Raw genomic sequence first — 22428 nt, 5'->3', positions numbered from 1 at the left:
GCTCGCGCCGGGTTTTTTCCACCTGATCCATTAGAAGAAGCCCTCGCCATGCGTCCCGCCCGTGCCCTGATCGATCTCGAAGCCCTGCGCCACAACTACCGTCTTGCACGCGAAGTGAGCGGTGCCCGCGCCCTCGCCGTGGTCAAGGCCGACGCCTATGGGCACGGCGCGGTGCGCTGCGCACAGGCCCTGGAGGATGAGGCCGACGGATTCGCCGTCGCCTGCATCGAGGAGGCGCTGGAACTGCGCGCGGCGGGCATCCGCAAGCCCGTCCTGCTGCTGGAAGGATTCTTCGAGGCCGATGAGCTGGAGCTGATCCAGGAGCACGAGTTCTGGACCGTGGTCCACTCCGGCTGGCAGCTGGAGGCCATCGAGCGGGCCAGCATCGGCAAGCCGCTCACCGTCTGGTTGAAGATGGATTCCGGTATGCACCGGGTCGGCTTGCATCCGGCGGAGTACCGCGATGCCTACCAGCGGCTGTCGGCCAGCGGCAAGGTCGCGAAGATCGTCCTGATGAGCCATTTCGCAAGGGCCGACGAGCTGGACTCCAGCAGCAGCGCCGAGCAGGTGGCCGTGTTCGAGGCGGCCCGCGCCGGCCTCGTGGCGGACGTCAGCCTACGCAACTCGCCGGCGGTCCTGGGCTGGCCCCAGGTGCCCAGTGACTGGGTACGCCCCGGCATCATGCTCTACGGCGCCACGCCTTTCGAGGTGGCCCATCCCCTGGCGGAGCGCCTGCAGCCGGTGATGACCCTGGAATCGAAGATCATCAGTGTGCGCGAACTGCCTGCCGGCCAGCCTGTGGGCTACGGCGCCAGGTTCGTCACCGAGCGTCCGACCCGCGTCGGCGTGGTGGCCATGGGGTATGCCGACGGCTACCCGCGCCACGCCCCCACCGGCACCCCGGTGGCCATCGACGGCCAGCCGAGCCGACTGATCGGGCGCGTCTCCATGGACATGCTCACCGTGGACCTTACCGACCTGCCCCAGGCCGGCCTCGGTAGCCGCGTGGAACTCTGGGGCAAGCAGGTGCTGGCCAGCGAAGTGGCGATGGCCGCCGGCACCATTCCCTACCAGATCTTCTGCAACCTGCGCCGGGTACCGCTCGTCTACGGCTGAATCCGGTGTTATCGGCGAAACGCTCAGGTTAATGAACGTTTCGCCGGAAATCCCCGCATGTTTTCCAGTCTTGCTCCGGATTCTCTCCGGGTGGCGTGCGCTTGCGCGGTATCGACGGCCGAAGTGTTGTAAATACTGAACGCTGTTGCCATGATACGGCGACCGTGACCGCCCCCCAGATCCCGAGGAGGATCCCACCATTGGACGTTGGTGTTCGACTGCAAGCCATCCGTAAGCTGAAAGGCCTGTCCCAGCGCGAGCTCGCCAAGCGCGCGGGAGTCACCAACAGCACGATTTCCATGATCGAGAAGAACAGCGTCAGCCCCTCCATCAGCTCCTTGAAGAAGGTGCTGGGTGGGATACCCATGTCGCTGGTGGAGTTCTTTTCCCTCGACCTCGAACAGGAAAATCAGGTCCAGGTGGTTTACCGGGCCTCGGAACTGACCGATATCTGCAGCGGCGCCATCACCATGAAGCTGGTGGGAAAGGCCCATCCCAGCCGCGCCCTGGCCTTCCTCGACGAAACCTACCCGCCGGGCTCCGACACCGGCGACGAGATGTACGCCCACGAGGGCGAAGAGGCGGGAATGCTGGTGGAGGGCCGTCTGGAGCTGACCATCGGCAGCGAGGTCTACATTCTGGAGCCCGGCGACAGCTACTACTTCGAGAGCAGCAAACCCCACCGCTTCCGCAATCCGTTCGATGCACCGGCCCGGCTGATCAGCGCCACCACTCCGGCCAACTTCTGAATTCCATCGCCGCCGCGCCCATATCCCTGCGACAAGTTGGGTTGTTTCAGCGTGACGGACTAACCGTATATACTTGCGCCCGCTCGCGAATCCGTGGCCGCGGGCGAAACTAGCCACGATGAGGGTGTAAGGGTGAACCTAATCAAGAAGATGCTGGCGGCCCAGGCTGCCGTATTGGCCCTGTGGGCTGTTGGCGCCCAGGCCGCGACCAACGACGCCATCGCCGAGCGAATCAAGCCGGTGGGCGAGGTCTGCGTACAGGGTCAGGAATGCAAGGGCGTGGGCGCCGTAGCGGCCGCCGCTGGCGGCGGCGCACGTACGCCGGACGACATCATCGCCAAGCACTGTGGCGCCTGCCACACCGCTGGCGTTCTGGGCGCGCCGAAGATCGGCGATACCGCTGCCTGGAAAGAGCGCGCCGACCACCAGGGCGGCCTCGATGGCATCCTGGCCAAGGCCATCTCCGGCATCAACGCCATGCCGCCGAAAGGCACCTGTGCTGACTGCACCGATGATGAGCTGAAAGCCACCATCAAGAAGATGTCCGGCCTGTAATCAGATCGGCATCGATGAAAAAGCCGCCCTCGGGCGGCTTTTTCGTGTCCGGCGTCTGCGACCTGTTGTCGCAGGGGCCGAAGGCCCAAGGCTGAGATGGCTTCCGTCGCAGGTTGTGGCTGAGCTACGCGAAGCCCGACGCTGCCGGGCCCCGACCGGGGGCCTTGGGTTTCGCTGCGCGCTACCCAGCCTGCGATCCGATCGACCGCCCTATTCGAGGAAGGTCACCTGGCCGTCGGCGAGTGAGGCCACCCGCGCCAGGGACTCGATCCGGTAACCCTCGCGTTCCAGCAGTGCCCGGCCGTCCTGGAAGGACTTCTCGATCACGATGCCGATGCCGGCGACGCTGGCGCCCGCCTGCTGGATCAGGTCGATCAGGGCCTTGGCCGCGTGGCCGTTGGCCAGGAAGTCGTCGATCACCAGGACCTTGTCGGCGGCCGACAGGTGCTTGGCGGAGATGGCGATGGTGCTCTCGGTCTGCTTGGTGAAGGAGAACACCTTGGAGATCAGCAGGTCGTTCTTCAGGGTCAGCGACTGGAACTTGCGGGCGAAGATCACCGGTACGCCCAGTTCCAGCCCCGCCATCACCGCCGGAGCGATGCCGGAAGCCTCGATGGTGACGATCTTGGTGATCCCCTGGCCCTGGAAGCGTTGGGCGAATTCATGACCTACCTGCTGCATCAGGCGCGGGTCGATCTGGTGGTTGAGGAAGGCATCGACCTTCAGCACCTGGTCGGACAGTACGATGCCCTCTTCACGAATCTTCTGTTTCAGCGCTTCCACGCCCTTACCCTCATGTGTGTTCCGGTTGTTGCCGGAGTCTCTTGATCAGTTCTTCTTCAACATGGCGCGGATGTCGGCCAGGGCCGTGTTGCCGCGGGCCGCCTTCACTTCCACCGGCGCGTCGTCCATGCCTTCCCATTCCAGGTCTTCCTGGGGCAGTTCCTCGAGGAAGCGGCTGGGCGAGCAGTCGATGATCTCGCCGTACTGCTTGCGCTTGGCGGCGAAGGTCATGGCCAGGTTCTGCCGCGCACGGGTGATGCCCACGTAGGCCAGGCGGCGTTCTTCCTCGATGGTGTCGGCCTCGATGCTGGAGCGGTGGGGGAGGATGTCTTCCTCCACGCCCATGATGAACACGTAGGGGAATTCCAGGCCCTTGGAGGCGTGCAGGGTCATCATCTGCACGCCGTCGGCGCCTTCCTCTTCCTCCTGCTGGCGCTCCAGCATGTCCCGCAGCACCAGCTTGGCGATGGCCTCCTCGATGGTCATGCCGCCTTCCTCGTCACGCTCCAGGGTGTTCTTCAGGGCGTCGACGAGGAACCAGACGTTGCCCATGCGGAAGTCCGCGACCTTGTCGCTGGAGGCGTTCTGGCGAATCCAGTTCTCGTAGTCGATGTCCATCACCATGCTGCGCAGGGCGGCGATGGGGTCGTTCTGGGCGCATTGCTGGCGCACCTTGTCCATGAAGCGCTTGAAGCGCTGCAGGCGCTCGGTGAAGCGGCTGTCCAGGTGTTCCGAAAGGCCCATCTCGTCGCAGGCGGCGTACATGGAGATGCCCCGTTCGGTGGCGTAGTTGCCGAGCTTCTCCAGGGTGGTCGAGCCGATTTCCCGACGCGGTACGTTGATCACCCGGAGGAAGGCGTTGTCGTCGTCCGGGTTCACCAGCAGGCGGAAATAGGACATCAGGTCCTTCACTTCCTGGCGGCCGAAAAAGCTGGTGCCTCCCGAGAGCCGATAGGGGATCTGGTGGTGCTGGAGCTTGAGCTCCATCAGCTTGGCCTGGTGGTTGCCCCGGTAGAGGATGGCGAACTCGCTGTAGGGGCGCTGGGTGCGCAGGTGCAGGGTGAGGATTTCCATGGCGATGCGCTCGGCCTCGGCGTCCTCGTTGCGACAGCGGATCACCCGGATCGGGTCGCCCACGCCCATCTCGCTCCACAACTGCTTCTCGAACACATGGGGATTGTTCGCGATGAGGATGTTGGCGCACTTGAGGATGCGGCTGGTGGAGCGGTAGTTCTGCTCCAGCATCACCACCTTGAGGGAGGGGAAGTCCTCCTTCAGCTGCATCAGGTTCTCCGGTCGCGCGCCGCGCCAGGCGTAGATCGACTGGTCGTCGTCGCCCACCACGGTGAACTGGGCGCGATGCTGCACCAGCAGCTTCACCAGCAGGTACTGGCTGGCGTTGGTGTCCTGGTACTCGTCCACCAGCATGTAGCGCACCCGGTGCTGCCACTTCTCGAGGATGTCCGGGTTGTCCTGGAAGAGTTTCACCGGCAACAGGATCAGGTCGTCGAAGTCCACCGCGTTGTAGGCCTTGAGCGTGCGCTGGTAGTGCAGGTAGACGATGGCGGCGGTCTGCTCCTTGGGGTTGCGCGCCCTGGCCAGCGCCTCGTCCGGCAGGATCAGGTCGTTCTTCCAGTTGCCGATGTAGTTCTTGATCTCGTCGACGCCGTCGTCGCCCGAGTACTCCTTCTGCATGATGTCGGTGAGCAGGGCCTTGATGTCCGACTCGTCGAAGATCGAGAAACCCGGCTTGTAGCCCAGCCGCGAGTGCTCCTTGCGGATGATGTTCAGGCCCAGGTTATGGAAGGTGGAGACGGTCAGGCCCTTGCCCTCGCTGCCGCGCAGGAGGGAACTGACGCGCTCCTTCATCTCGCGCGCCGCCTTGTTGGTGAAGGTCACCGCGACGATGTGCTGGGCGCGGATCCCGCACTGTTGCACCAGGTAGGCGATCTTCCGGGTGATCACGCTGGTCTTGCCGGAGCCTGCGCCGGCGAGCACCAATAGGGGACCACCGACGTAGTTCACGGCTTCCTGCTGCCGGGGATTGAGTCGGGACATGCTGGGCTGGGATAGAGGGCGAATGGCCGCGCATTCTAGCAGGCGGCACGGGTCCTGCCGAAGTACCTCCGGGCAACTGTGACGCAACCCCGGTTGCGGGTGGGTCGCCCTTGGCAATTTCCTGACAGCCGGTACGATGGTTCCGCCTTCTTCGCTGAATCGGGGAAGGGCGCGCAGGGAGGCGCGGAAAGAACAGCGCCGAAAACGGCGCAGTCCGGTGCGAGAGCGCCGCAGCCCTTGTGACCCCGGGGAGGTCATTTGTCCGCGCACGTCGAGTCCCTGCGCCTGCTCCTGCTGACGGAAGCGCCGGCCTGGGCCGAGCTTCTGCGCCAACTTCTGGCGACCCTGAATCCGTCCGCTTCCCTGATCACCGCCGCCTCCTGGGATTCGGCCAGCAGCCTGGTGGTGGACCTGGAGTGCGACCTGCTGCTCTGCACCCCGGCGCTCATGCCTGCGGCGGGACGCTGCCCGCTACCCATAGTGCTGCTGCTGGAGGATGAGCCCGTCGAGACGCCCCAGGGCATCGCCGACTGGCTGGTGCGCAGCCAGCTGGGGCGAGACGTCCTGCGCCGTACCCTGCGTCATGTGCGCGAGCGGCGCAGCCTGCAGGATGCCCTCGAGCGCCTGACCGAGCAGGACCCCCTCACCGGCATCGCCAACCGCCAGGGTTTTCATGCCCTGCTGGCGTCACGCCTGGCCGAATGCGGCGGCCGTGGCCTGGCCCTCGGGCACCTGGACCTGGACAACTTCCGCCATGCCAACGATGCCCTGGGTTACCAGGCCGGCGATCGCCTGATCCTGCAGGTGGTGGCGCGGCTGAAGGCCCAGCTGCGGGCCGGCGACCAGCTGGCGCGGCTGGGTAGCGACGAGTTCGCCCTGCTGCTGGACACCCGGGGCGACTCCGCACGCGCGGAGCGTGTGGCCGAGCGGATCGCCGAAGCCCTGGGCGAGCCTTACCTCGTGGACGGCGAGAGCCTGTTGCTGGGGTGCAGCCTCGGCATTGCCCATTCCCGCTCCAGCGAGGGTGCGGACCCCTTGATGTGGCACGCCCACATCGCCATGCAGCAGGCCAAGTCCAGCCAGGGCTGCACCTACCATGTCTTCGACGAGCGCATCCACCGCAGCGCACGCAGCCAGGCCGACCTGGAAAGCGAGTTGCGCCGGGCCCTGCGCCGTGACGAGCTGGACCTGCACTACCAGCCGCGCCTCTGCCTGAAGACCGGCAATATCCTCGGCCTGGAGGCCCTGGTGCGCTGGCGCCACCCGGAGCGCGGACTGCTCACCCCCAACGAGTTCGTGCCACTGGCCGAGGAAAGCGGCCTGATCGTGCCCCTGGGGTACTGGGTCATCTCCCGCGCCCTGCGTGACATGCAATGGCTGCGCGGCCGCGGACTGCCGCCGTTGCACATGGCGGTGAACCTGTCGTTCCGCCAGTTCCAGGACAGCCAGCTGCTGTCCACCCTGAACCGCCTCATCCAGGAGCGCGGGGTCGATGGCCGCTGGCTGGAGTTCGAGCTCACCGAGACCGCCGTGATGCGTCGCAGCGACCAGGTGCGCAAGACCATGGATGCCCTGGGCCAGTTGGGCGTGCGCTTCTCCCTGGACGATTTCGGCACCGGTTTTTCCTCCTTCGTCCATCTCAACAGCCTGCCCATCGCCCTGCTGAAGATCGACAGGAGCTTCGTCGGCGGCATGCACGATCGCCCGGAGAATCGCCAACTGGTGAAGGCCATGATCGACCTCGCCCATAACCTCAACCTGGAGGTGGTGGCCGAAGGTGTCGAGACTGCGGAACACCTGGCCCTGCTACGCCTGTACGGCTGCCACCAGGCCCAGGGTTACTGGATCAGCCGCCCGCTGCCCCTGGCGGAGCTGGCGCGGTTCCTGGTGTTCGGCTCCCACCAGGCGCTGTTCAGTTCCTAGGATGGGGCGAGCGGAGCGAGCCCGTCACATCGGCCGCCAGGTATCGCAGGCTCAGCGGAACGTACGGGCGGCGGCCAGCGCTGTGGATAACCTCTCCGGGCGCAGCAGCCGCGCCGTTTTCCATTCGAAGCCCAGTGTCAGGCCGAGGGCCGCGCAGGCCAGGCCCAGGGCCAGGCCCCACCAGACGCCGGCGGCTCCCCAGCCCAGGGGGAAGGCCAGCAGCCAGGCCGCTGGCGCCCCCACCAGCCAGTAGCAGCCCAGCCCGACGACGAAGGTGGTCTTGGCATCCTTGAGGCCGCGGATCGCCCCCATGGCGATGGTCTGGATGCCGTCGAACAGTTCGAACCAGGCGGCCACCGCCAGCAGGCTCACGGCCAGTTCCACGATGTCCCGGAACGCTGGATCCTCGTGGTCGAGGAACAGCCCCACCACCCATTCCGGCGCGAGCCAGAAGAGCAGGGCGAAGGCCAGCATGCAGGAGGCGCCGAAGCCGATGCCGATGCGTCCGGCCCGGCGCGCCTCCAGCAGGCGCCCGGCACCGTAGTGCTGGCCGATGCGGAAGGTCACGGCGTAGGAAATGCCCACCGGCACCATGAAGGCGACATAGACCGACTGGATGGCAATCTGGTGGGCGGCCAGCTGGGTGCTGCCCAGGGCGCCCATGCACAGGGCGGCGAAGGCGAAGAGGCCGGACTCCACCGCATAGGTGCCGCCGATGGGCAGGCCCAGGCGTATCAGTTCCTTCCAGGCCTCGCGCGAGGGCCGCAGCAGGCCGCGCCCCAGGGGGTAGGCGGCGTAGGCGGGGTTGCGCAGGATGTGCCAGGCCAGCAGCAGCGCCATGCCGTTCATCACCAGTGCGGTGACCAGGCCGATGCCGGCCAGGCCCAGGCGCGGCAGCCCGAACAGTCCCTGGATCAGCGCGTAGTTGAGGAGGAAGTTGACCAGGGCGCCGCCGATGCTGATGGCCATCACCGGCCCGGGGCGGCCGATGGCACTGGTGAAGCCGCGCAGGGCCATGAAGGCCAGGTAGCCGGGCAGGGCGAAGACCAGGGTGGAGAGGAACTGCATGGCGCCGGTGACGCTCTCCGGTGCCTGGCCCATGGCCAGGAGGATGGGGCCGAGGTTCCACAGCAGCAAGCCGGCCGCCAGGGCCATGGAGAGGGCCAGCCACAGGCCGCTCTGGGTCAGGCGAGTGGCGCCCGGTGCATCGTCGGCACCGTGGCGGATGGCCACCAGGTTGCCCACGGCCGCGATCACGCCGACACAGAAGATCGACACGAAGGAGTAGCTGGCTGCGCCCAGGCCACCGCCGGCCAGGGCCTCGGGGCCGATCAGGCCCATCATCACGGTGTCGGTGAACACCATGAGCACATGGGCCAGCTGGGCGGCGATCAGGGGGCCGGCCAGGCGCAGGATGGCCGCCAGCTCGTTGCGAATGCTTTGTGACATGAGTCGGGCTCAATGAATCGAAGGGCTGCCAGGTATCCTGGCGATACGTCGGATCCTGCTATTTTCCGAGGCTTGCCCGGGAGGCACAAAAGGAAAAAAATGATGCGACTCATGACTCTGACTCATGGATTCGATCATGTCCCGCCGCTTGCCGCCCCTCTACGCCCTGCGCGCTTTCGAAGCCGCCGCGCGCCATGCCTCCTTCACCCGCGCCGCTGAGGAGCTGGCCATCACCCAGAGTGCGGTTAGCCGGCACATCCGTACCCTGGAGGAGCACTTCTCCTGCCGCCTGTTCGAGCGGCAGGGGCGCAGCCTTCAGCTCACCGAGCCGGCCCGCATGCTGCTGCCGGGCTTGCGGGACGGATTCGACGCGCTGGAGCGGGCCTGCATCACCCTGCGGGTGGATGACGCCACGCTCCGCCTCAAGGCGCCCTCCACCCTCACCATGCGCTGGCTGCTGTCGCGGCTGTCGCGTTTCCGTCACCTGAACGACGACATCGAGGTGCAGCTCACCAGCGCCTGGATGGATGTGGACAAGGTGGACTTCCAGCATGAGCCCTTCGATTGCGCGGTGCTGCTCAGCGACGGGCACTTCAGCCAGGACTGGGAGGTGACCCTGCTCTTCCCCGAGTGGCTGATTCCGGTCTGCGAAACCTCGGCGGCGGCCGAACCCTGGAACCTGGAGCGGCTCAAGGCCACCGAGCTGCTGCACCCCACGCCCGACCGACGCGACTGGCGTCGCTGGCTGGTGCGCATGGGGCTGGCGGAGGAGGTGCCGCTCAAGGGAGGCCAGGTGTTCGATACCCTGGAGTTGGGCATAGTCGCCGCCGCGCGAGGCTACGGCGTGTCCATCGGCGACCTGGTGATGGTGGCCGAGGATGTGGCGGAGGGGCGCATCGGCCTGCCCTGGCCGACGGCCGTGGCCAGTGGCGAGAGCTATTACCTGGTCTGGCCCCGGGCCCGCAGCGGGCAGGAGCGCCTGCGCCGTCTGCGGGATTATCTGCGGGCGGAGGTGACGGCCATGGCCTTGCCCGGGGTCGACCTGCTGGAGTAGCGGGTCGCCGGGCGGGTCGGCTTCATCGCACCACGTGCAGGAAGTGCAGGTGTTTCTCGTACTGGTCCAGCAGGTCGCCGATCACCTCGTCGCGGCTCCAGCCCATGACGTCGTAGTCCTGGCCGCCTTCGCGGAGGTAGACCTCGGCGCGGAAATACTTGCGGGCATCACCGTTCTCCTCGGCGCCATCCCGTGAGACGAATCCCGGCAGCAGCAGCGAGCGCGGACGCACCTCATAGCTGAAGTCCACTTCCTGGCCGTGCCCGACGGTGAGCTTGCAGCGGCCGTCGCCACCGTTCAGCACGGTGACCTCATAACCCTGTTTGCGCAGTTCGTCCGCCACGTCCTGGCAGGCGGGGCGGACCACTTCCTCGATGAAGCGGTTGACGTGGCTGCGGCGCGGGAACATCAGGATATTGCGCAGGCGTCGCTGCCAGCCGCCCAGCTGGCGCTGGGCCGGACGCGACAGGTTCAGCGCCTGGTAGCGGATGCCGCGCTTGGTGGCGTCCAGGCGCAACGCCTTGAGCAGCCCCCAGGTGGCGGCCAGCAGGACCACCGAGAAGGGCAGCGCGCTGGCGATGGTGGCGGTCTGCAGGGCCTTGAGGCCATCGGCCACCAGCAGCGCCATGGCCACCACGCCCATCAGGATCGACCAGAACAGCCGCTGCCACAGCGGCGTCACCTCGCGGCCGCCCGAGGCCAGCATGTCCACCACCAGGGCGCCGGAGTCGGCTGAGGTGATGAAGAACACCACCACCATCAGCACGGCCACCAGGGACAGCAGCGAGGAGAAGGGAAACTGTTCGAGGAAGGCGAACAGGGCCAGGGAGCTGTCCTGCGCCACGGTTTCAACCAGGCTCTGCACGCCCTGGTGCAGCACCATGTGGATGGCGGTGTCGCCGAATACGGTCATCCACAGCAGGGTGAAACCGGCGGGAACGAAGAGCACGCCACAGACGAACTGGCGGATGGTGCGGCCCCGGGAAATGCGGGCGATGAACAGGCCGACGAAGGGCGACCACGACAGCCACCAGCCCCAGTAGAGCAGGGTCCAGCCGCCGATCCAGTCGGTGGGTTCGTAGGCGTAGAGGTTGAAGGTCTTGCTGACGATCTCCGACAGGTAGCCGCCGGTGTTCTGCACGAAGGTCTTGAGCAGGAACACGGTGGGGCCCAGCACCAGCACCACGGCCAGCAGGATGACCGCCAGGATCAGGTTGAACTCGGAAAGGATCTTGATCCCGCGGTTCAGGCCGCTGGCGACCGACAGGGTGGCGAGGGCGCAGGTGCCGGCGATCAGGCCCAGTTGCACCGGCATGCTGACCGGCAGGCCGAACAGGTGATTCAGGCCGCTGTTGATCTGCAGCACGCCGTAGCCCAGGGAGGTGGCGACGCCGAACACCGTGCCGAGGATGGCGAAGATGTCCACGGCATGGCCGATGGGCCCGTGGATGCGCTCGCCGATCAGTGGATAGAGGGCCGAGCGCAGCGTCAGCGGCAGGTCGTGGCGAAAGCAGAAGAACGCCAGGATCAGGGCGACTATGGCGTAGATCGACCAGGCGTGCAGGCCCCAGTGGAAGAAGGTCAGCTTCATCGCCTCCTTCGCCGCCGCCACGGTATTGGCGTCGCCCACCGGTGGGTTGGCGTAGTGCATCAGCGGTTCGGCGACGCCGAAGAACATCAGGCCGATGCCCATGCCGGCGGAGAAGAGCATGGCGAACCAGGTGCTGTTGTGGTAGTCGGGCTGGCTGTGGTCGGGACCGAGCTTGATATCGCCGAAGCGACTGACGGCGAGGAAGACCACGGTGATCAGGATCAGCGCGACGGTGAGGACGTAGAACCAGCTGGCATTGACGATGATCCAGTTCTGGATCGTTCCGAACAGTGCTTGAGCCTGCTGGCGAGCGAGGGTGCTGAAGAGCACCAGGGCGATGACGAGAAGGGCGGAGCCGAAGAAAACGGGCGGGTTGAGGGTGGATGAGGAAGAAGACGAACGTGCCTCCATTGAGCTAGCTCTCCTTTTGATCGGATGGCCGCCAAGGGCGGAAAGCGCGCAATTCTAACAATCTCAATAGATTTTGTCTCTTGATTGTCGATCGGCAATAGCTTTGCCTGTCTCAAGGAAGGGGTTCCGGCCGGTATTGCAGGGCCTCTCCCAGGTGATGGCGGGCGATGGCGTCCGCCTGTTCCAGGTCGGCCAGGGTGCGGGCCACCTTGAGGATGCGGTGGGCCGCGCGCAGCGAGAGGTTGAGACGCTCGCAGGCCTCCTCCAGCCAGAGACGGTCATCCCGGGGGAGCGCGCAGTGCTGGCGCAGGCCCTGGAGGTCGAGGAAGGCATTGGCACAGCCCTGGCGTTCCAGTTGCCGACGCCGCGCCCGCGCCACTTCGGCAGCGGCGTCGGCTGTACTGGGGCCTTCGCCGCTGATCGGTTCCAGGGCCGTGGCCTCGCGGGCGACCGTGAGGTGCAGGTCGATGCGGTCGAGCAACGGACCGGAGAGCTTGGCCCGGTAGCGCTGAACCTGCTCCGGGGTGCAGCGGCAGCGGCCGCCGGGGTCGCCCAGATAGCCGCAGGGGCAGGGGTTCATGGCCGCGACCAGTTGGAAACGGGCTGGGAATCGCACCTTGTCGTGGGCCCGGGCAATGACGATCTCGCCACTTTCCAGCGGCTCCCGCAGCACTTCCAGGACCTTGCGATCGAACTCCGGCAACTCGTCGAGGAACAGCACGCCCTGGTGCGCGAGGGTGATTTCTCCGGGTTTCGGGCGGCTGCCACCTCCGACCAGGGCCGCGCCGGAGGCGCTGTGGTGGGGCTGGCGAAAGGGGCGTGGCGGCCAGGCCCGGAGCGGTGCGTGGCTGGCCACCGAGTGGATGGCGGCGACTTCCAGGGCTTCCTGTTCTTCCAGCGGCGGCAGCAACCCCGGCAGGCGGCTGGCCAGCAAGGTCTTGCCGGTGCCGGGCGGGCCGCAGAAAAGCAGGTTGTGGTTGCCCGCGGCGGCAACCAGCAAGGCACGCTTGGCGGCCGCCTGGCCCTGGACATCGGCGAGGTCGGGGTAAGGCGGGCGCTCCAGCACCAGCCCCTGGGGCGCATAGGGCGGCAGGGGCGTGTGCCCGGCGAAATGGGCGCTGATTTCCAGCAGGTGACTGGCTGCGAGCACCTTGAGACCGCTGGCGAGGCTGGCTTCCTCGGCGTTTTCCTTAGGCACCACCAGGGTGCGTCCGGCGGCGCGCGCCGCGAGCGCCGCCGGCAATACGCCCTGTACCGGACGCAGGGCGCCGGAAAGGGCCAGTTCACCCAGGCATTCCACCTCGTCCAGGGCATTGGCCGGCATCTGTCCACTGGCGGCCAGCAGGCCGAGGGCGATGGCGAGGTCAAAGCGCCCACCGTCCTTGGTATGAAGGATAATGCTATATGATAATTAGACCACCGCTATTTGATAACGAGCGTCATGCGCCCTCATATCCGAGACGTTTCGCCTTACCAGTTTCCGCAGTTTCTGGACGACTTGTTGGCGGGGCTTCACATGCCTGCCCGTAAGATCGGTCCCAGCTCCTACACCAACACTGGCTATATCCCTAACTCGAAGGGCAACCGGGTGCAGCGCGCTGAGTCGCTGCTGGAGCAGCAGTTCCTTATGCTGCTCGACTACGACAACCGCGTTAGGGGATACCAGGTTCAGCCGTTCAAAATCCGCTGGAAAGCTCCGAATGGGCGTTGGCGTGAGTTCACTCCGGATGTAGTTGTGTCATACACCGCTGATGCCCAGGCAGCTGAGCCTTGGCTCAAGCCCACAGTGTTCGAAGTTAAAACCCGAAAGGAGCTGTCGGCGAAGTGGGACGATCTGCGGCCAAAATTTCGGGCAGCAGTCGCCTGGGCCAAGATGTACGGCTGTCGTTTCAAGATCATCACCGAGACAGAGATCCGGACTCCGTATCTGACCAATGTGCAGCACTTCATGCACTTCCGGAGTTTCCGTCTCGGAGAGCACCCTGATGCTGGCCGTATGCAGAAGCTGCTTCTCGAAGCCCTGCATGAAGAGAAAAAGGCTACCCCGCGGGGTGTGCTCGAATGCATCTCAAGCAACAAGAGAGACCAGGCGGAGCTGATTCCGTGGTTATGGAACCTCGTAACCCTGGAGATGGTGGGGGCGGATTTAACTCAGCCGTTCAACATGGGGTCCCCGATCTGGATCACTGATCGCGGGGTGGTTGCGCTCGGAGTCATGCAGCAATGAGCACGTCGACATTACAAGTCGGACCAGGGGCGATCCTGACAGTCGATGAGCAGCTTGTCTGTGTGCTGCGATTCGTCTCCAGCACTGAAGTCGAGGTTTCGGTTGTCGAGACCGGCAAGAAAAAGACGGTGACCCTTGCCGAGATCAGCCACTCAATGGGATCACGGGCTGTCTTGAGCTCTGTCGAACTTAATGAGGTTGATCCGGAGGCATGGAAGGAAGCTGTTGAGAGGTTTCACTGGCTCGAACCTCTCATGTTCAAGCACGACCGATCAGTTGCTGAAATTCGGGCTGTCGCTGTCGAGCTAATGACCTCTCAAGTGTCGATTTATCGCTGGCTCAAGAAGCTTGAAGAGCACCGCAATATCCGTTGTCTCCTGCGACGCCGGCGGGGGGATGCAGGAACAAAGCGTCTCAGCGCAGAAGTCGAGGCGGTGATCGAGCGCGTCATCAGGGACACCTATCTCAAGGAACTCAAACCTAGCCCCACGGTGACGTACAACGTGCTGGAAACCGAATGTCGCCGGCTGGGGCTTAGTTGCCCGAGCAAAGGAACTTTCTTAAATCGGCTCGATGAAATCCTCCCTGCTGAGCGTGAGCTCAAGCGCAAAGGGAAAAATGCTGCATTAAAGCACCGTCCAAATCGTGGCTCTCTACCGGGCGTGAATGGGCTTTATTCGATCTGGCAGATCGACCACACCGAGGTCGACATTGAGCTGGTGGACTCGGTTGATCGGATCGCGATTGGGCGCCCGTGGATCACTGTCGTGATCGATACGTTCTCACGCATGGTGGTCGGTTGGTACATCTCATTTGACCCACCAGGAACCATCGGGACCGGGCTTGCAATCACTAATGCAGTGTTGCCGAAAGACAGCTGGATGCGAGACCTTGGTGTGGACTACGACTGGCCCTGCCAAGGTAAGCCGCGCATCATCCATTGCGACAACGCGAAAGAATTTCAGGGCAACGCCTTGGAATTGGCATCTCAGGAGCATGGATTCCAGCTTCGGTTCCGGAAGAAAAAGACACCTCAATACGGGGCCTACATCGAACGCTATCTCGGCACTGTTGGTAGGGAAATCCATGCGCTCGATGGAACTACCTTTGAAAGCGTGGGTGCGAAGGCTGAGTACGACCCTGCAGGTAATGCAGTGCTTACTCTGGAGAATTTCGAAAAGTGGCTGGCGCACCTGATCTTGGGTGAATACCACCAGAAAATTCACTCGGGCGTGAAAGGTAAGAACGCAGAGTTAAAAAGTGAGTATGCCGAGGAGCCTAGAACCCCGCTCCAGCGCTTCCATGAGGGGCTTTTGGGGACCGATGACTTCCCAGGTTTGGGGGTTCTTCCCATCACAGGCACTCCTGAGCAGCTGTATCAAGATTTCCTGCCTGTCTTCACCCGCACTATCCAAACCTATGGCGTCCGTTGGGAGCACATCGACTACTACGATTCCATCCTGGATAAGTGGATTGGATCGAAGGCCCAAAGCGATAAGCGGAATGCTCGAGAATTTTTGTTCAGGTACGACCCCAGGGACATCAGCCGTCTCTACTTCTGGGAACCGGACCTGAAGAAGTACTTTCAGATTGGCTATCGCAATATGAGCCGGCCTCCCATCAGCTACTGGGAGCTGAAGGCGGTACGTAGCTTTATCGAGAAACGCGGGATGACTGAGGTGAATGAGGATGTCATCTTCCGATCCCGTGAGGCACGACGTGTCATTGTCCATGATGCGACGAACCTGACCCGCGGGGCCGCTAGAGAGCGTGAACGGCAACGTGCTCACAGGTTGGTTGGGGCGAAGAAACCGGCAGGCCAAGCGAGAAGCTCTACCTCGGAAATGCCAACACCAAGTCCCTCGAAGGGAGCAAATACACCCTCACTCAAGCAAATCGATCTGCAGAATCTTCCTGATTTCGACGAGTTTGAAGAGGTGTAATTATGGTTGCGAAGATCATGCGCGAGCCCGTCTCTCCCGAGACGGCGCAGCGCATCTTCGATTTGAGGAAAGATGTCTGGGTCGGCTATGAGGCTGCTTTAGAGGTGCGCTACCACCTGGAGCAGCTCCTGATCCATCCTGACTCCAACCGCATGCCATGTCTGGCGCTTCTGGGAAGAAGTCAGAATGGCAAATCCAGCATCCTGGCGAACTTCCTGAAGCGCAACCCGCCGGTGTCGGACCCCAACGCCGAAAAGGCGTTGATGCCGGTCCTGCTGATCGACATGCCTCCAGCCCCGATCGAAGGGCGGTTGTACTACAGGATCCTGAGCAAATTTGGCGTGGCAGGCTCGGCACGAGAGTCTGATGAGTCGATGCTCCACAGGATCTGCATTCTCCTGAGCCATTTGGAAACGAAGATGCTCATCGTCGATGAAGCCTTCAATCTCAACGGCGGCTCGCACACCCAGCATCAGCGAATGCTCAACGCTATCAGGGGTATCTGCACCTCGCTGAGGATCCCGGTTGTCATTGCAGGCGTGCCTCAGGTAGAGCCAATCCTGGCCAGGGATGAATCGATTGGTAATCGCTTCCGGCCGGTCTATCTCCCTTCATGGAACGACAAGCGCCTTGAGGAATATGCCCGCTTCATCAAGACGTTTCTGAAGCATTTCAAGCTGGCAAACCAGTCCAACCTGATGGATGAAAACGCTTTGATGCAGCTACTCCACTTCAGTGATGGCCTGCTGGGTGAGACGGTGAAGATCCTGACGGTGTTGGCTGAAATGGCAATTCGCAGTGGTGAAGAGGTTATCGAACCTAAGCACATCACCAAGCAGCACTTGGATGCGGCCGGCTATGTACCGCCTGCGACAGGGCGTTCTTACAACTACTGATCCTCGACATCCCCTTTTGGCTTATCGAAGTCGGCCACAAGAGGATGAGTTGTTGCTGTCCTGGATGACCAGGTTGGCGCGAGGTAATGCGGTCAAGCTGCAATGCCTGGCGACAGATATTCTCGGGTTCAGCTCACAGCTCCTTAGCCATGATTTGGATCGCGTGCCAGATGAGGAGCTGCTCGGTCGGATTGTCAGGCGAGTGGGCTGTACTTACGAGCAGGCCTTCTCGACCGGGATGTGGGCATACCAGGGCCTTTTGTGGTTCCAGGCACCCAGCGAGCGAGGCCCCGTTGATTGGCTGATGCCAATGGGGCGGTCGTGTCATGACCACCGACGTATCTCCTCCTACACAACGCAAATGTGCTGCGCATGCTTAGCCAGTGATCCTATCCCCTACTTTAGGCGCTACTGGCGCCTTGCCCTGGCGGTGGTATGTCCGGCCCATGGCATCTACCTGCGGGACTGCTGTCCATGGTGTCACGGTCCGATCGAGTACCACACCACTGATTTCGGGTGCCGACTTCTCCCCGCAGTTGAGCCAATGATGCATTGCGGGAAGTGCGGCCACGACTGGTGCCATGAGCCTTGGGATGAGATATCTGCGCCTGAGAGCCTTGTTGTATTCCAGCGACAACTGTGCCGGATGCTAGTCGATGGGTGGAGCCCAGATCTGCCTGGCGCAGAGGTCTTTTCACCGCTCTTTTTTGCTGGATTGAAGATCCTTCTGCAGCGGCTCAATCAGCCCGGTCGATGCCGGCGTCTGCGCGAGTACTTTGCTCTACGAGATGCGGAGCTGATGTTTGATCCCTACGCACATTCTGCTCAGCGCTTTGAGTGTCTGCGGGTGGGTGTCCGTGCTCGTTTGCTGGACATGGCGCAAGAGCTGTTGGTGGACTGGCCTCACCAGTTCGCCAACATTGCGCGGGATAGCCGCGTCTCCAGTTCTTACCTCGTCGATTATCGGCATTGGACGCCCTACTGGTTGCATGAGCCGCTTCGGGCGCTGCTGTTCGATCAGGATTACGCGCCCACAACGCAGGAGCGTGCCTCCGCCAAGGAGTATCTGCTGCGGCATGGTGGAACTGGTAGCGCAGACGAGGTGAATGGCCTTCTAGGCGTCTCATCCGTGCTTCACAAGGCAACTCAACGAGAGCGATGGAATCCCAGAGGGCCGAGAGCGATGGTGTGAGAGACAGAGTTTCCTGCGCATTTCTTGACTTGTGGTTCGGCCAACAAAATTTACTGCTTTCAACCGCTTGTATCACCGAGCACTCCGTCTGCACGCTATAGAGCACAGATAGATGGAGGCAGCATGCCCAAGCTTCGCCAGCACCACATTTTCCGTTTCCTTGACCTGCTGTCCTTGGTGGCCAGCAACGCCTATACGGCCTGTGTAGCAGGAATTATCGCTTTCAACAGCTCTCCTGACGCTGCGGCGCTCTTACCTGTTGATGTGCTTGCCGCGCTCGCTCTTGGCGCCACGTTGCTTTTCGAGGTGGTCGCCGTTTCTCTATGGAGCTGGCACAACCACCAATGCAACAAAGTGCTCAAAGTAGCCGGTCTATCCAGCACCTACTTCAACAGAAAAGCCTTGAATACCGCCTTGAGCGACCCAGTTGCCAGACAGCGGTACAGCGAGGCGAGTCTCAACAAGAGCTCAGCCATGGGCTCAATAACCCTTTGCGCCCTGCTTCTCATGGCCAGTATGTTTGTTGCGCTGTACTTGAGCGGTACCAGCTTGACCTCGAACGGTTGGGTGTACGACAAGTTTGGCTATGCCATTTACGCCGTACCGGCGATCGGCGTCATTGTTTTCTTCACACTGAGCCTCATCCAGTATCGCCGCGGACTCAAAGACGAGGTCGAGGCGCAAAGATGGATTAGCCTAACCATCCGCCCGCCAAAGTCACAAGATATTCAGCCAGGCTTCGTCAGCGGTATGGTGCTGTGCCGATCACCCAATTACATCGATAAGTGGGGTGGCTGTTACCGTGTGTTGAAGATCAGTCAGATTAAAAACAGCAAATACATGCCGCCTCCTGATAAACAAGTGGGTATCGAGTGGACCCAATTCCGGAGCTAGCTCCGGATGTCCGCCGATAAAAATCCGCGTTTGATCGACTTGCCTCGACTCCACCAGGACTTCAATCCCCAAGACGAGTATCAAGAAGTCGATCGACGCATTACACGTCCCCTAACCTCATACAAACGGGCATCGTCGCCGTACTACGGGTCATCGCCAAGGGCCGGCGCGACTGCCTCGCTTGCCTTCTTCGTTGTCTTGAAGATCGTCGAGCTCGCCTTCCATTGACGAAGAAAAGCTCAGTCGTGTGGGATAAGCATTGGCGGATCACTGCACTTCATTGAAGGATTCGTTAGCAACGGATGCCCTTTGAACCAGCTAAACCCTTCCTATTTCTAATTTATAAACTCTCTGCGGTCACTAGCACCTAGCGGACAAGCATTGGCCGTTCCAAATCATAGAGTGCACTCGCGCAGAATGTGGGCTCTAAGACTTAACATGAAAATGACGGAAACATTACAATTTTGTAATGAAGAGTTATTTGGAATGATTCCTATATTAGTATGAGGAAAGTAAGAATTCGTAACAAATGCCCTGCCGATGAGACCAACCTCCCTTTAGCTTGATGGATCAACTTGCATAGCTCGTTAGCGGCCTGGCGAAGAGCTTGAAGCAGATTGCCAATGTCCTTACAGATCAACTGTGTTCGCTTGATTCTGTAGTTGCTACAGGTCTCAGCCTTGCCCCCTTCAAGCACTAGAAAAATCATCGATTGAAACGTGCAACGCAGGCTACTTCTACACACCGATGCGCGCTCTTGAGCTAGGAGACTCCAAATGAGAAGAACAATTTTGGCAACCGCAATTGGCGCCGGCGCCTTCAGTATCAGCTATCAGGCATGTGCCGAATTCTTCGGGGATAGCAAAGCGAGCCTGGAGACACGTAATTTTTACTTCAACCGTGACTTCCGCCAGGACAACGCCCCGCAGTCCAAGGCCGAAGAATGGGCCCAGGGTTTCCTCCTGCGCTACGAATCCGGCTTCACCGAAGGCACCGTCGGCGTGGGTGTGGACGCCATCGGCCTGCTCGGCGTCAAGCTCGACTCCAGCCCGGACCGCAGCAACACCGGTCTGCTCAAGCGCGACCGCGAAACCGGGCGCGCCCAGGACGACTACGGCGAGGCCGGCGCCACCGCCAAGCTGCGCGTCTCCAAGAGCGTGCTGAAGGTCGGCACCCTTCTGCCGAAGCTGCCGGTGGTGCAGTACAACGACTCGCGCCTGCTGCCGCAGACCTTCGCCGGTGGCCACCTGAACTCCATGGAGATCGACGGCCTCACCTTCGATGGCGGCCAACTGAAGAAGGTCAACCAGCGTGACTCCTCCGACAACGAGGACATGACCATCTTCACCGGCGGCGCGAAGAACTTTCAGGGCATCCGTCCCGGCACCACCGCCGATGACTTCAATTTCGCCGGCGCCACCTACAAGTGGACCGACAACCTCAGTACCGGCTATCACTACGGCGCCCTGGACGACTTCTACAAGCAGCACTACTTCACCGTCACGCACATGCTGCCGCTAGGGGACAAGCAGTCGCTCAAGAGCGATATTCGCTACGCCCGCTCCACCGATGACGGCACCAGCAACGTCGACAACAAGGCCTTCGGCGCCATGTTCACCTACGCCCTGGGCGGCCACGCCTTCGGCCTCGGCTACCAGAGCATGAGCGGCGACACGGGCTTCGCCTACATCAATGGCACCGACCCCTACCTGGTGAACTACGTGCAGATCGGGGACTTCGCCAACAAGGACGAGAAGTCCTGGCAGGCCCGCTACGACTACAACTTCGCCAGCATCGGCATTCCTGGCCTGACCTTCATGACCCGCTACCTGTCCGGCGACGACGTCGACCTGGGTGTGGGCCGCGAGGATGGCAAGGAGTGGGAACGCAACATGGACATCGCCTACGTGTTCCAAGACGGCCCGCTGAAGAACTTCGGCGTGAAGTGGCGCAACGCCACGGCGCGTTCGACCAACTTCGGCAACGACATCGACGAGAATCGCCTGATCCTCAGTTATGTGCTGCCGCTTTTCTAGGGCTGATCAGCACTGAAAGATTCAACGCTCAGCTGGTGTTGGGCGTTGGTTCTGACAATTCCAACTCGTTCGGCCACTCCCCTGCAGAACGCCATAGGGGAGTTCGACCTTAAGCCCTGGAGGCAGCCGGTTTCTGGGGCGCTTCGTGCCGGTACGTCCAACCAGGGATGTTGTCGAGGTCACCAAGATCGCTTTTCATCACGGCGACCCGCTTGCACTGCGGGTCTCACCGTACCGCCGACCATCACCAGCAACGCACCGCCGACGATCGAGCTGTCCGCCAAGTTGATTGTTGGCTAGTGCCAGCCTTGGTAGTGGAAGTCCAGGTTGTCCACAACATAGGCACGGACAGCTCGGTCGATGAGATTGCCCACCGCTCCACCCAGGATGAGGCTGAGCTGAACATCGCAACGGTATTCTGGGCATGCACCAGGTTAAGGAAGGGACTTACGGTGAGCGATGCTCCCAGCTCTGACATTGCTCAATGGCATACTTGAGGCATTGCTCAAGCACTTCCACCACGACTGCAATTCCCCACCAAAACCCAGCCGTTCGCCAGCGAGAGCATTGCGATAAGCCCTCATCGACGCTCGCCTTGCAGTAATTGTTTCAACTCCGCTGAAATCGGCATCGGCCGAAAGGCGCTGACTCTTGCCCGTCCGGTATTGCCCTCTGGCACCCAGACCTTGGAGAACAGCAAGGCTGCAAGAATGCGCGGTACCTGGCCAAGCATCTCCCGGTAATCGCGTTCCATCCAGCCCGCCTGAAGCATCAGCCAGTGGCTATAGCTATGGAGCAGGGGGCTTTTCTGGGCAAGGATGTGGGCTCGCTCCAACCAGGGGTAAGCCTGCGGTGGGGATTTCGCCCCCAGCGCCTGCCGGGCATTCAGAAGCGATTCATTGATAGCTTCACGCATATCACGGTTCATTTCACCCTCACTTGCGCAGCAAACGCTGACCGTTCAAGGCGACGAACAAGCTCACTCCCATGTCGGCAAACACCGCCATCCACATCGTAGCGTAGCTGGTCAGCGTGACGACCAGGAAGAAGGCCTTGATCCCCTCCACACCTTCTACACGAAGCTCTTGGCGTACCGAGGGGCAATTTAGTGCAGAGATGTCGATCGGTGTCCGTCTGCCCAGTTGTTGAACGTGCTGTGCCCATCGATAACAACTGGGTCGAGAACCAGATCCGGCCGTGGGCACTTGGACGCTCGAACTGGCTGTTTGCCGGATCACTGTGCAGTGGCAAGCGGGCGGCGGCGATCATGAGCTTGATCCAGTCGGCCCGGATGAATGGGCATGACCCGTATGCCTATTTGAAGGATGTGCTGACGCGGCTGCCGACGCAGCGGGCGAGTGAGATCGGCCAACTGCTGCCGCATCGGCGGGGGCCTGCCTAACTCACGCCAGGTGAGTTGGGCAGACGCTTAACAGTGGGAATAGGGCGCTTCCAGTGGAACAAGCCTGGGGTCTTAGCGAGGCGGCGTGCCCATGTGCTGCTGATGCTGCATCATCTGATCCATCATCATCTGCTGCATACCCATGTACC

Annotated in this window: 18 protein-coding genes and 3 pseudogenes; 13 read left to right on the top strand and 8 right to left on the bottom strand. The window is 62.2% G+C overall.

The window, feature by feature from the left end:
- The first annotated feature begins 48 nt into the window (after positions 1-48).
- The 3 genes from alr to KF707C_RS27890 all read left to right on the top strand — a co-directional run bounded on the left by alr (position 49) and on the right by KF707C_RS27890 (position 2420).
- Positions 49-1116, top strand: a complete 1068-nt coding sequence (gene alr / locus KF707C_RS27900; RefSeq protein ID WP_003457679.1) for an alanine racemase — start codon at positions 49-51, stop codon at positions 1114-1116.
- A 200-nt stretch (positions 1117-1316) separates the two neighbouring features.
- Positions 1317-1865, top strand: a complete 549-nt coding sequence (locus KF707C_RS27895; RefSeq protein WP_003457676.1) for a cupin domain-containing protein — start codon at positions 1317-1319, stop codon at positions 1863-1865.
- A 132-nt stretch (positions 1866-1997) separates the two neighbouring features.
- Positions 1998-2420, top strand: coding sequence for a c-type cytochrome (locus KF707C_RS27890; RefSeq protein WP_003457674.1), 423 nt, complete (start codon positions 1998-2000; stop codon positions 2418-2420).
- Positions 2421-2630: 210 nt separating this feature from the next.
- Here KF707C_RS27890 and KF707C_RS27885 read toward each other — a convergent pair whose 3' ends face one another.
- Together KF707C_RS27885 and rep are read right to left on the bottom strand one after the other, a co-directional pair.
- A complete protein-coding gene (locus tag KF707C_RS27885) occupies positions 2631-3203 on the bottom strand; it encodes a xanthine phosphoribosyltransferase (RefSeq protein ID WP_003457671.1) in 573 nt (190 codons plus the stop codon).
- A gap of 45 nt (positions 3204-3248) precedes the next feature.
- Positions 3249-5261, bottom strand: coding sequence for a DNA helicase Rep (gene rep, locus KF707C_RS27880; protein ID WP_003457669.1), 2013 nt, complete (start codon positions 5259-5261; stop codon positions 3249-3251).
- A gap of 258 nt (positions 5262-5519) precedes the next feature.
- Between rep and KF707C_RS27875 the strand changes: the two genes are divergently transcribed.
- Entirely contained in the window at positions 5520-7184 is a 1665-nt protein-coding gene (locus KF707C_RS27875) for a putative bifunctional diguanylate cyclase/phosphodiesterase (RefSeq protein WP_003457666.1), read from the top strand.
- 51 nt (positions 7185-7235) lie between these two features.
- On the opposite strand, the gene KF707C_RS27870 is transcribed toward KF707C_RS27875, so the two are convergent.
- Entirely contained in the window at positions 7236-8633 is a 1398-nt protein-coding gene (locus KF707C_RS27870; RefSeq protein ID WP_003457663.1) for a NorM family multidrug efflux MATE transporter, read from the bottom strand.
- Positions 8634-8769: 136 nt separating this feature from the next.
- On the opposite strand from KF707C_RS27870, the gene KF707C_RS27865 reads away from it, so the two are divergent.
- Positions 8770-9687, top strand: coding sequence for a LysR substrate-binding domain-containing protein (locus KF707C_RS27865; RefSeq protein ID WP_036994711.1), 918 nt, complete (start codon positions 8770-8772; stop codon positions 9685-9687).
- 22 nt (positions 9688-9709) lie between these two features.
- On the opposite strand, the gene betT is transcribed toward KF707C_RS27865, so the two are convergent.
- Positions 9710-11689 (bottom strand): choline BCCT transporter BetT, encoded by a 1980-nt coding sequence (gene betT / locus KF707C_RS27860; protein ID WP_003457657.1) that lies wholly within the window; start codon positions 11687-11689, stop codon positions 9710-9712.
- Positions 11690-11801: 112 nt separating this feature from the next.
- Positions 11802-13073: pseudogene (locus KF707C_RS27855) on the bottom strand (YifB family Mg chelatase-like AAA ATPase); the annotation flags it as partial.
- Between the two features lie 132 nt (positions 13074-13205).
- On the opposite strand from KF707C_RS27855, the gene KF707C_RS27850 reads away from it, so the two are divergent.
- The 7 genes and pseudogenes from KF707C_RS27850 (at position 13206) to KF707C_RS27825 (ending at position 20877) form a co-directional block, all read left to right on the top strand.
- Positions 13206-13916, top strand: coding sequence for a TnsA endonuclease N-terminal domain-containing protein (locus KF707C_RS27850; RefSeq protein ID WP_069776300.1), 711 nt, complete (start codon positions 13206-13208; stop codon positions 13914-13916).
- The gene (locus KF707C_RS27845; RefSeq protein ID WP_003457653.1) at positions 13913-15859 is read left to right on the top strand and encodes a Mu transposase C-terminal domain-containing protein; all 1947 of its coding nucleotides are present in this window, start codon (positions 13913-13915) and stop codon (positions 15857-15859) included. Before KF707C_RS27850 ends, KF707C_RS27845 begins: the two co-directional genes overlap by 4 nt.
- Positions 15860-15861: 2 nt before the next feature.
- Positions 15862-16755, top strand: coding sequence for a TniB family NTP-binding protein (locus KF707C_RS27840; RefSeq protein ID WP_003457650.1), 894 nt, complete (start codon positions 15862-15864; stop codon positions 16753-16755).
- A pseudogene (locus tag KF707C_RS30200) lies at positions 16706-17203 on the top strand (TniQ family protein); the annotation flags it as partial. The gene KF707C_RS27840 and the pseudogene KF707C_RS30200, both read left to right, overlap by 50 nt.
- A gap of 351 nt (positions 17204-17554) precedes the next feature.
- Complete coding sequence (locus KF707C_RS29885; protein WP_231992297.1) at positions 17555-17947, top strand: hypothetical protein; 393 nt, start codon at positions 17555-17557, stop codon at positions 17945-17947.
- Between the two features lie 123 nt (positions 17948-18070).
- Complete coding sequence (locus tag KF707C_RS27830) at positions 18071-18841, top strand: hypothetical protein (protein ID WP_036994565.1); 771 nt, start codon at positions 18071-18073, stop codon at positions 18839-18841.
- Positions 18842-19617: 776 nt separating this feature from the next.
- Positions 19618-20877, top strand: a complete 1260-nt coding sequence (locus KF707C_RS27825; protein WP_003457644.1) for an OprD family porin — start codon at positions 19618-19620, stop codon at positions 20875-20877.
- 296 nt (positions 20878-21173) lie between these two features.
- Here the strand turns inward: KF707C_RS27825 and KF707C_RS27820 are convergent, their stop codons facing one another.
- The 3 genes from KF707C_RS27820 to KF707C_RS29995 all read right to left on the bottom strand — a co-directional run bounded on the left by KF707C_RS27820 (position 21174) and on the right by KF707C_RS29995 (position 21944).
- Positions 21174-21251 (bottom strand): hypothetical protein, encoded by a 78-nt coding sequence (locus KF707C_RS27820; RefSeq protein WP_231992364.1) that lies wholly within the window; start codon positions 21249-21251, stop codon positions 21174-21176.
- Positions 21252-21457: 206 nt separating this feature from the next.
- The gene (locus KF707C_RS27815) at positions 21458-21805 is read right to left on the bottom strand and encodes a DUF3703 domain-containing protein (RefSeq protein WP_036994563.1); all 348 of its coding nucleotides are present in this window, start codon (positions 21803-21805) and stop codon (positions 21458-21460) included.
- Between the two features lie 7 nt (positions 21806-21812).
- Positions 21813-21944, bottom strand: a complete 132-nt coding sequence (locus tag KF707C_RS29995) for a hypothetical protein (RefSeq protein ID WP_003457638.1) — start codon at positions 21942-21944, stop codon at positions 21813-21815.
- An 86-nt stretch (positions 21945-22030) separates the two neighbouring features.
- Here KF707C_RS29995 and KF707C_RS27810 point away from each other — a divergent pair.
- Positions 22031-22279, top strand: a pseudogene (locus KF707C_RS27810) (transposase domain-containing protein); the annotation flags it as partial.
- Positions 22280-22428: the final 149 nt, after the last annotated feature.

It is taken from the genome of Pseudomonas furukawaii (assembly GCF_002355475.1).
In the GTDB taxonomy this organism is placed as follows: domain Bacteria; phylum Pseudomonadota; class Gammaproteobacteria; order Pseudomonadales; family Pseudomonadaceae; genus Metapseudomonas; species Metapseudomonas furukawaii.
The sequence above is the reverse complement of the archived record's forward strand: the minus strand, read 5'-3'. Positions and strand labels throughout refer to the sequence as shown.

Excerpts from the sequence above, each read along its gene's own strand:
- rep (WP_003457669.1), bottom strand. The coding sequence starts at position 5,261 with ATGTCCCGACTCAATCCCCGGCAGCAGGAAGCCGTGAACTACGTCGGT.
- KF707C_RS27840 (WP_003457650.1), top strand. The coding sequence starts at position 15,862 with ATGGTTGCGAAGATCATGCGCGAGCCCGTCTCTCCCGAGACGGCGCAG.
- KF707C_RS27845 (WP_003457653.1), top strand. The coding sequence starts at position 13,913 with ATGAGCACGTCGACATTACAAGTCGGACCAGGGGCGATCCTGACAGTC.
- KF707C_RS27850 (WP_069776300.1), top strand. The coding sequence starts at position 13,206 with ATGCCTGCCCGTAAGATCGGTCCCAGCTCCTACACCAACACTGGCTAT.
- KF707C_RS27830 (WP_036994565.1), top strand. The coding sequence starts at position 18,071 with ATGCCCAAGCTTCGCCAGCACCACATTTTCCGTTTCCTTGACCTGCTG.
- KF707C_RS27865 (WP_036994711.1), top strand. The coding sequence starts at position 8,770 with ATGTCCCGCCGCTTGCCGCCCCTCTACGCCCTGCGCGCTTTCGAAGCC.
- alr (WP_003457679.1), top strand. The coding sequence starts at position 49 with ATGCGTCCCGCCCGTGCCCTGATCGATCTCGAAGCCCTGCGCCACAAC.
- KF707C_RS27815 (WP_036994563.1), bottom strand. The coding sequence starts at position 21,805 with ATGAACCGTGATATGCGTGAAGCTATCAATGAATCGCTTCTGAATGCC.
- KF707C_RS27825 (WP_003457644.1), top strand. The coding sequence starts at position 19,618 with ATGAGAAGAACAATTTTGGCAACCGCAATTGGCGCCGGCGCCTTCAGT.
- KF707C_RS29885 (WP_231992297.1), top strand. The coding sequence starts at position 17,555 with ATGTTTGATCCCTACGCACATTCTGCTCAGCGCTTTGAGTGTCTGCGG.
- betT (WP_003457657.1), bottom strand. The coding sequence starts at position 11,689 with ATGGAGGCACGTTCGTCTTCTTCCTCATCCACCCTCAACCCGCCCGTT.
- KF707C_RS27870 (WP_003457663.1), bottom strand. The coding sequence starts at position 8,633 with ATGTCACAAAGCATTCGCAACGAGCTGGCGGCCATCCTGCGCCTGGCC.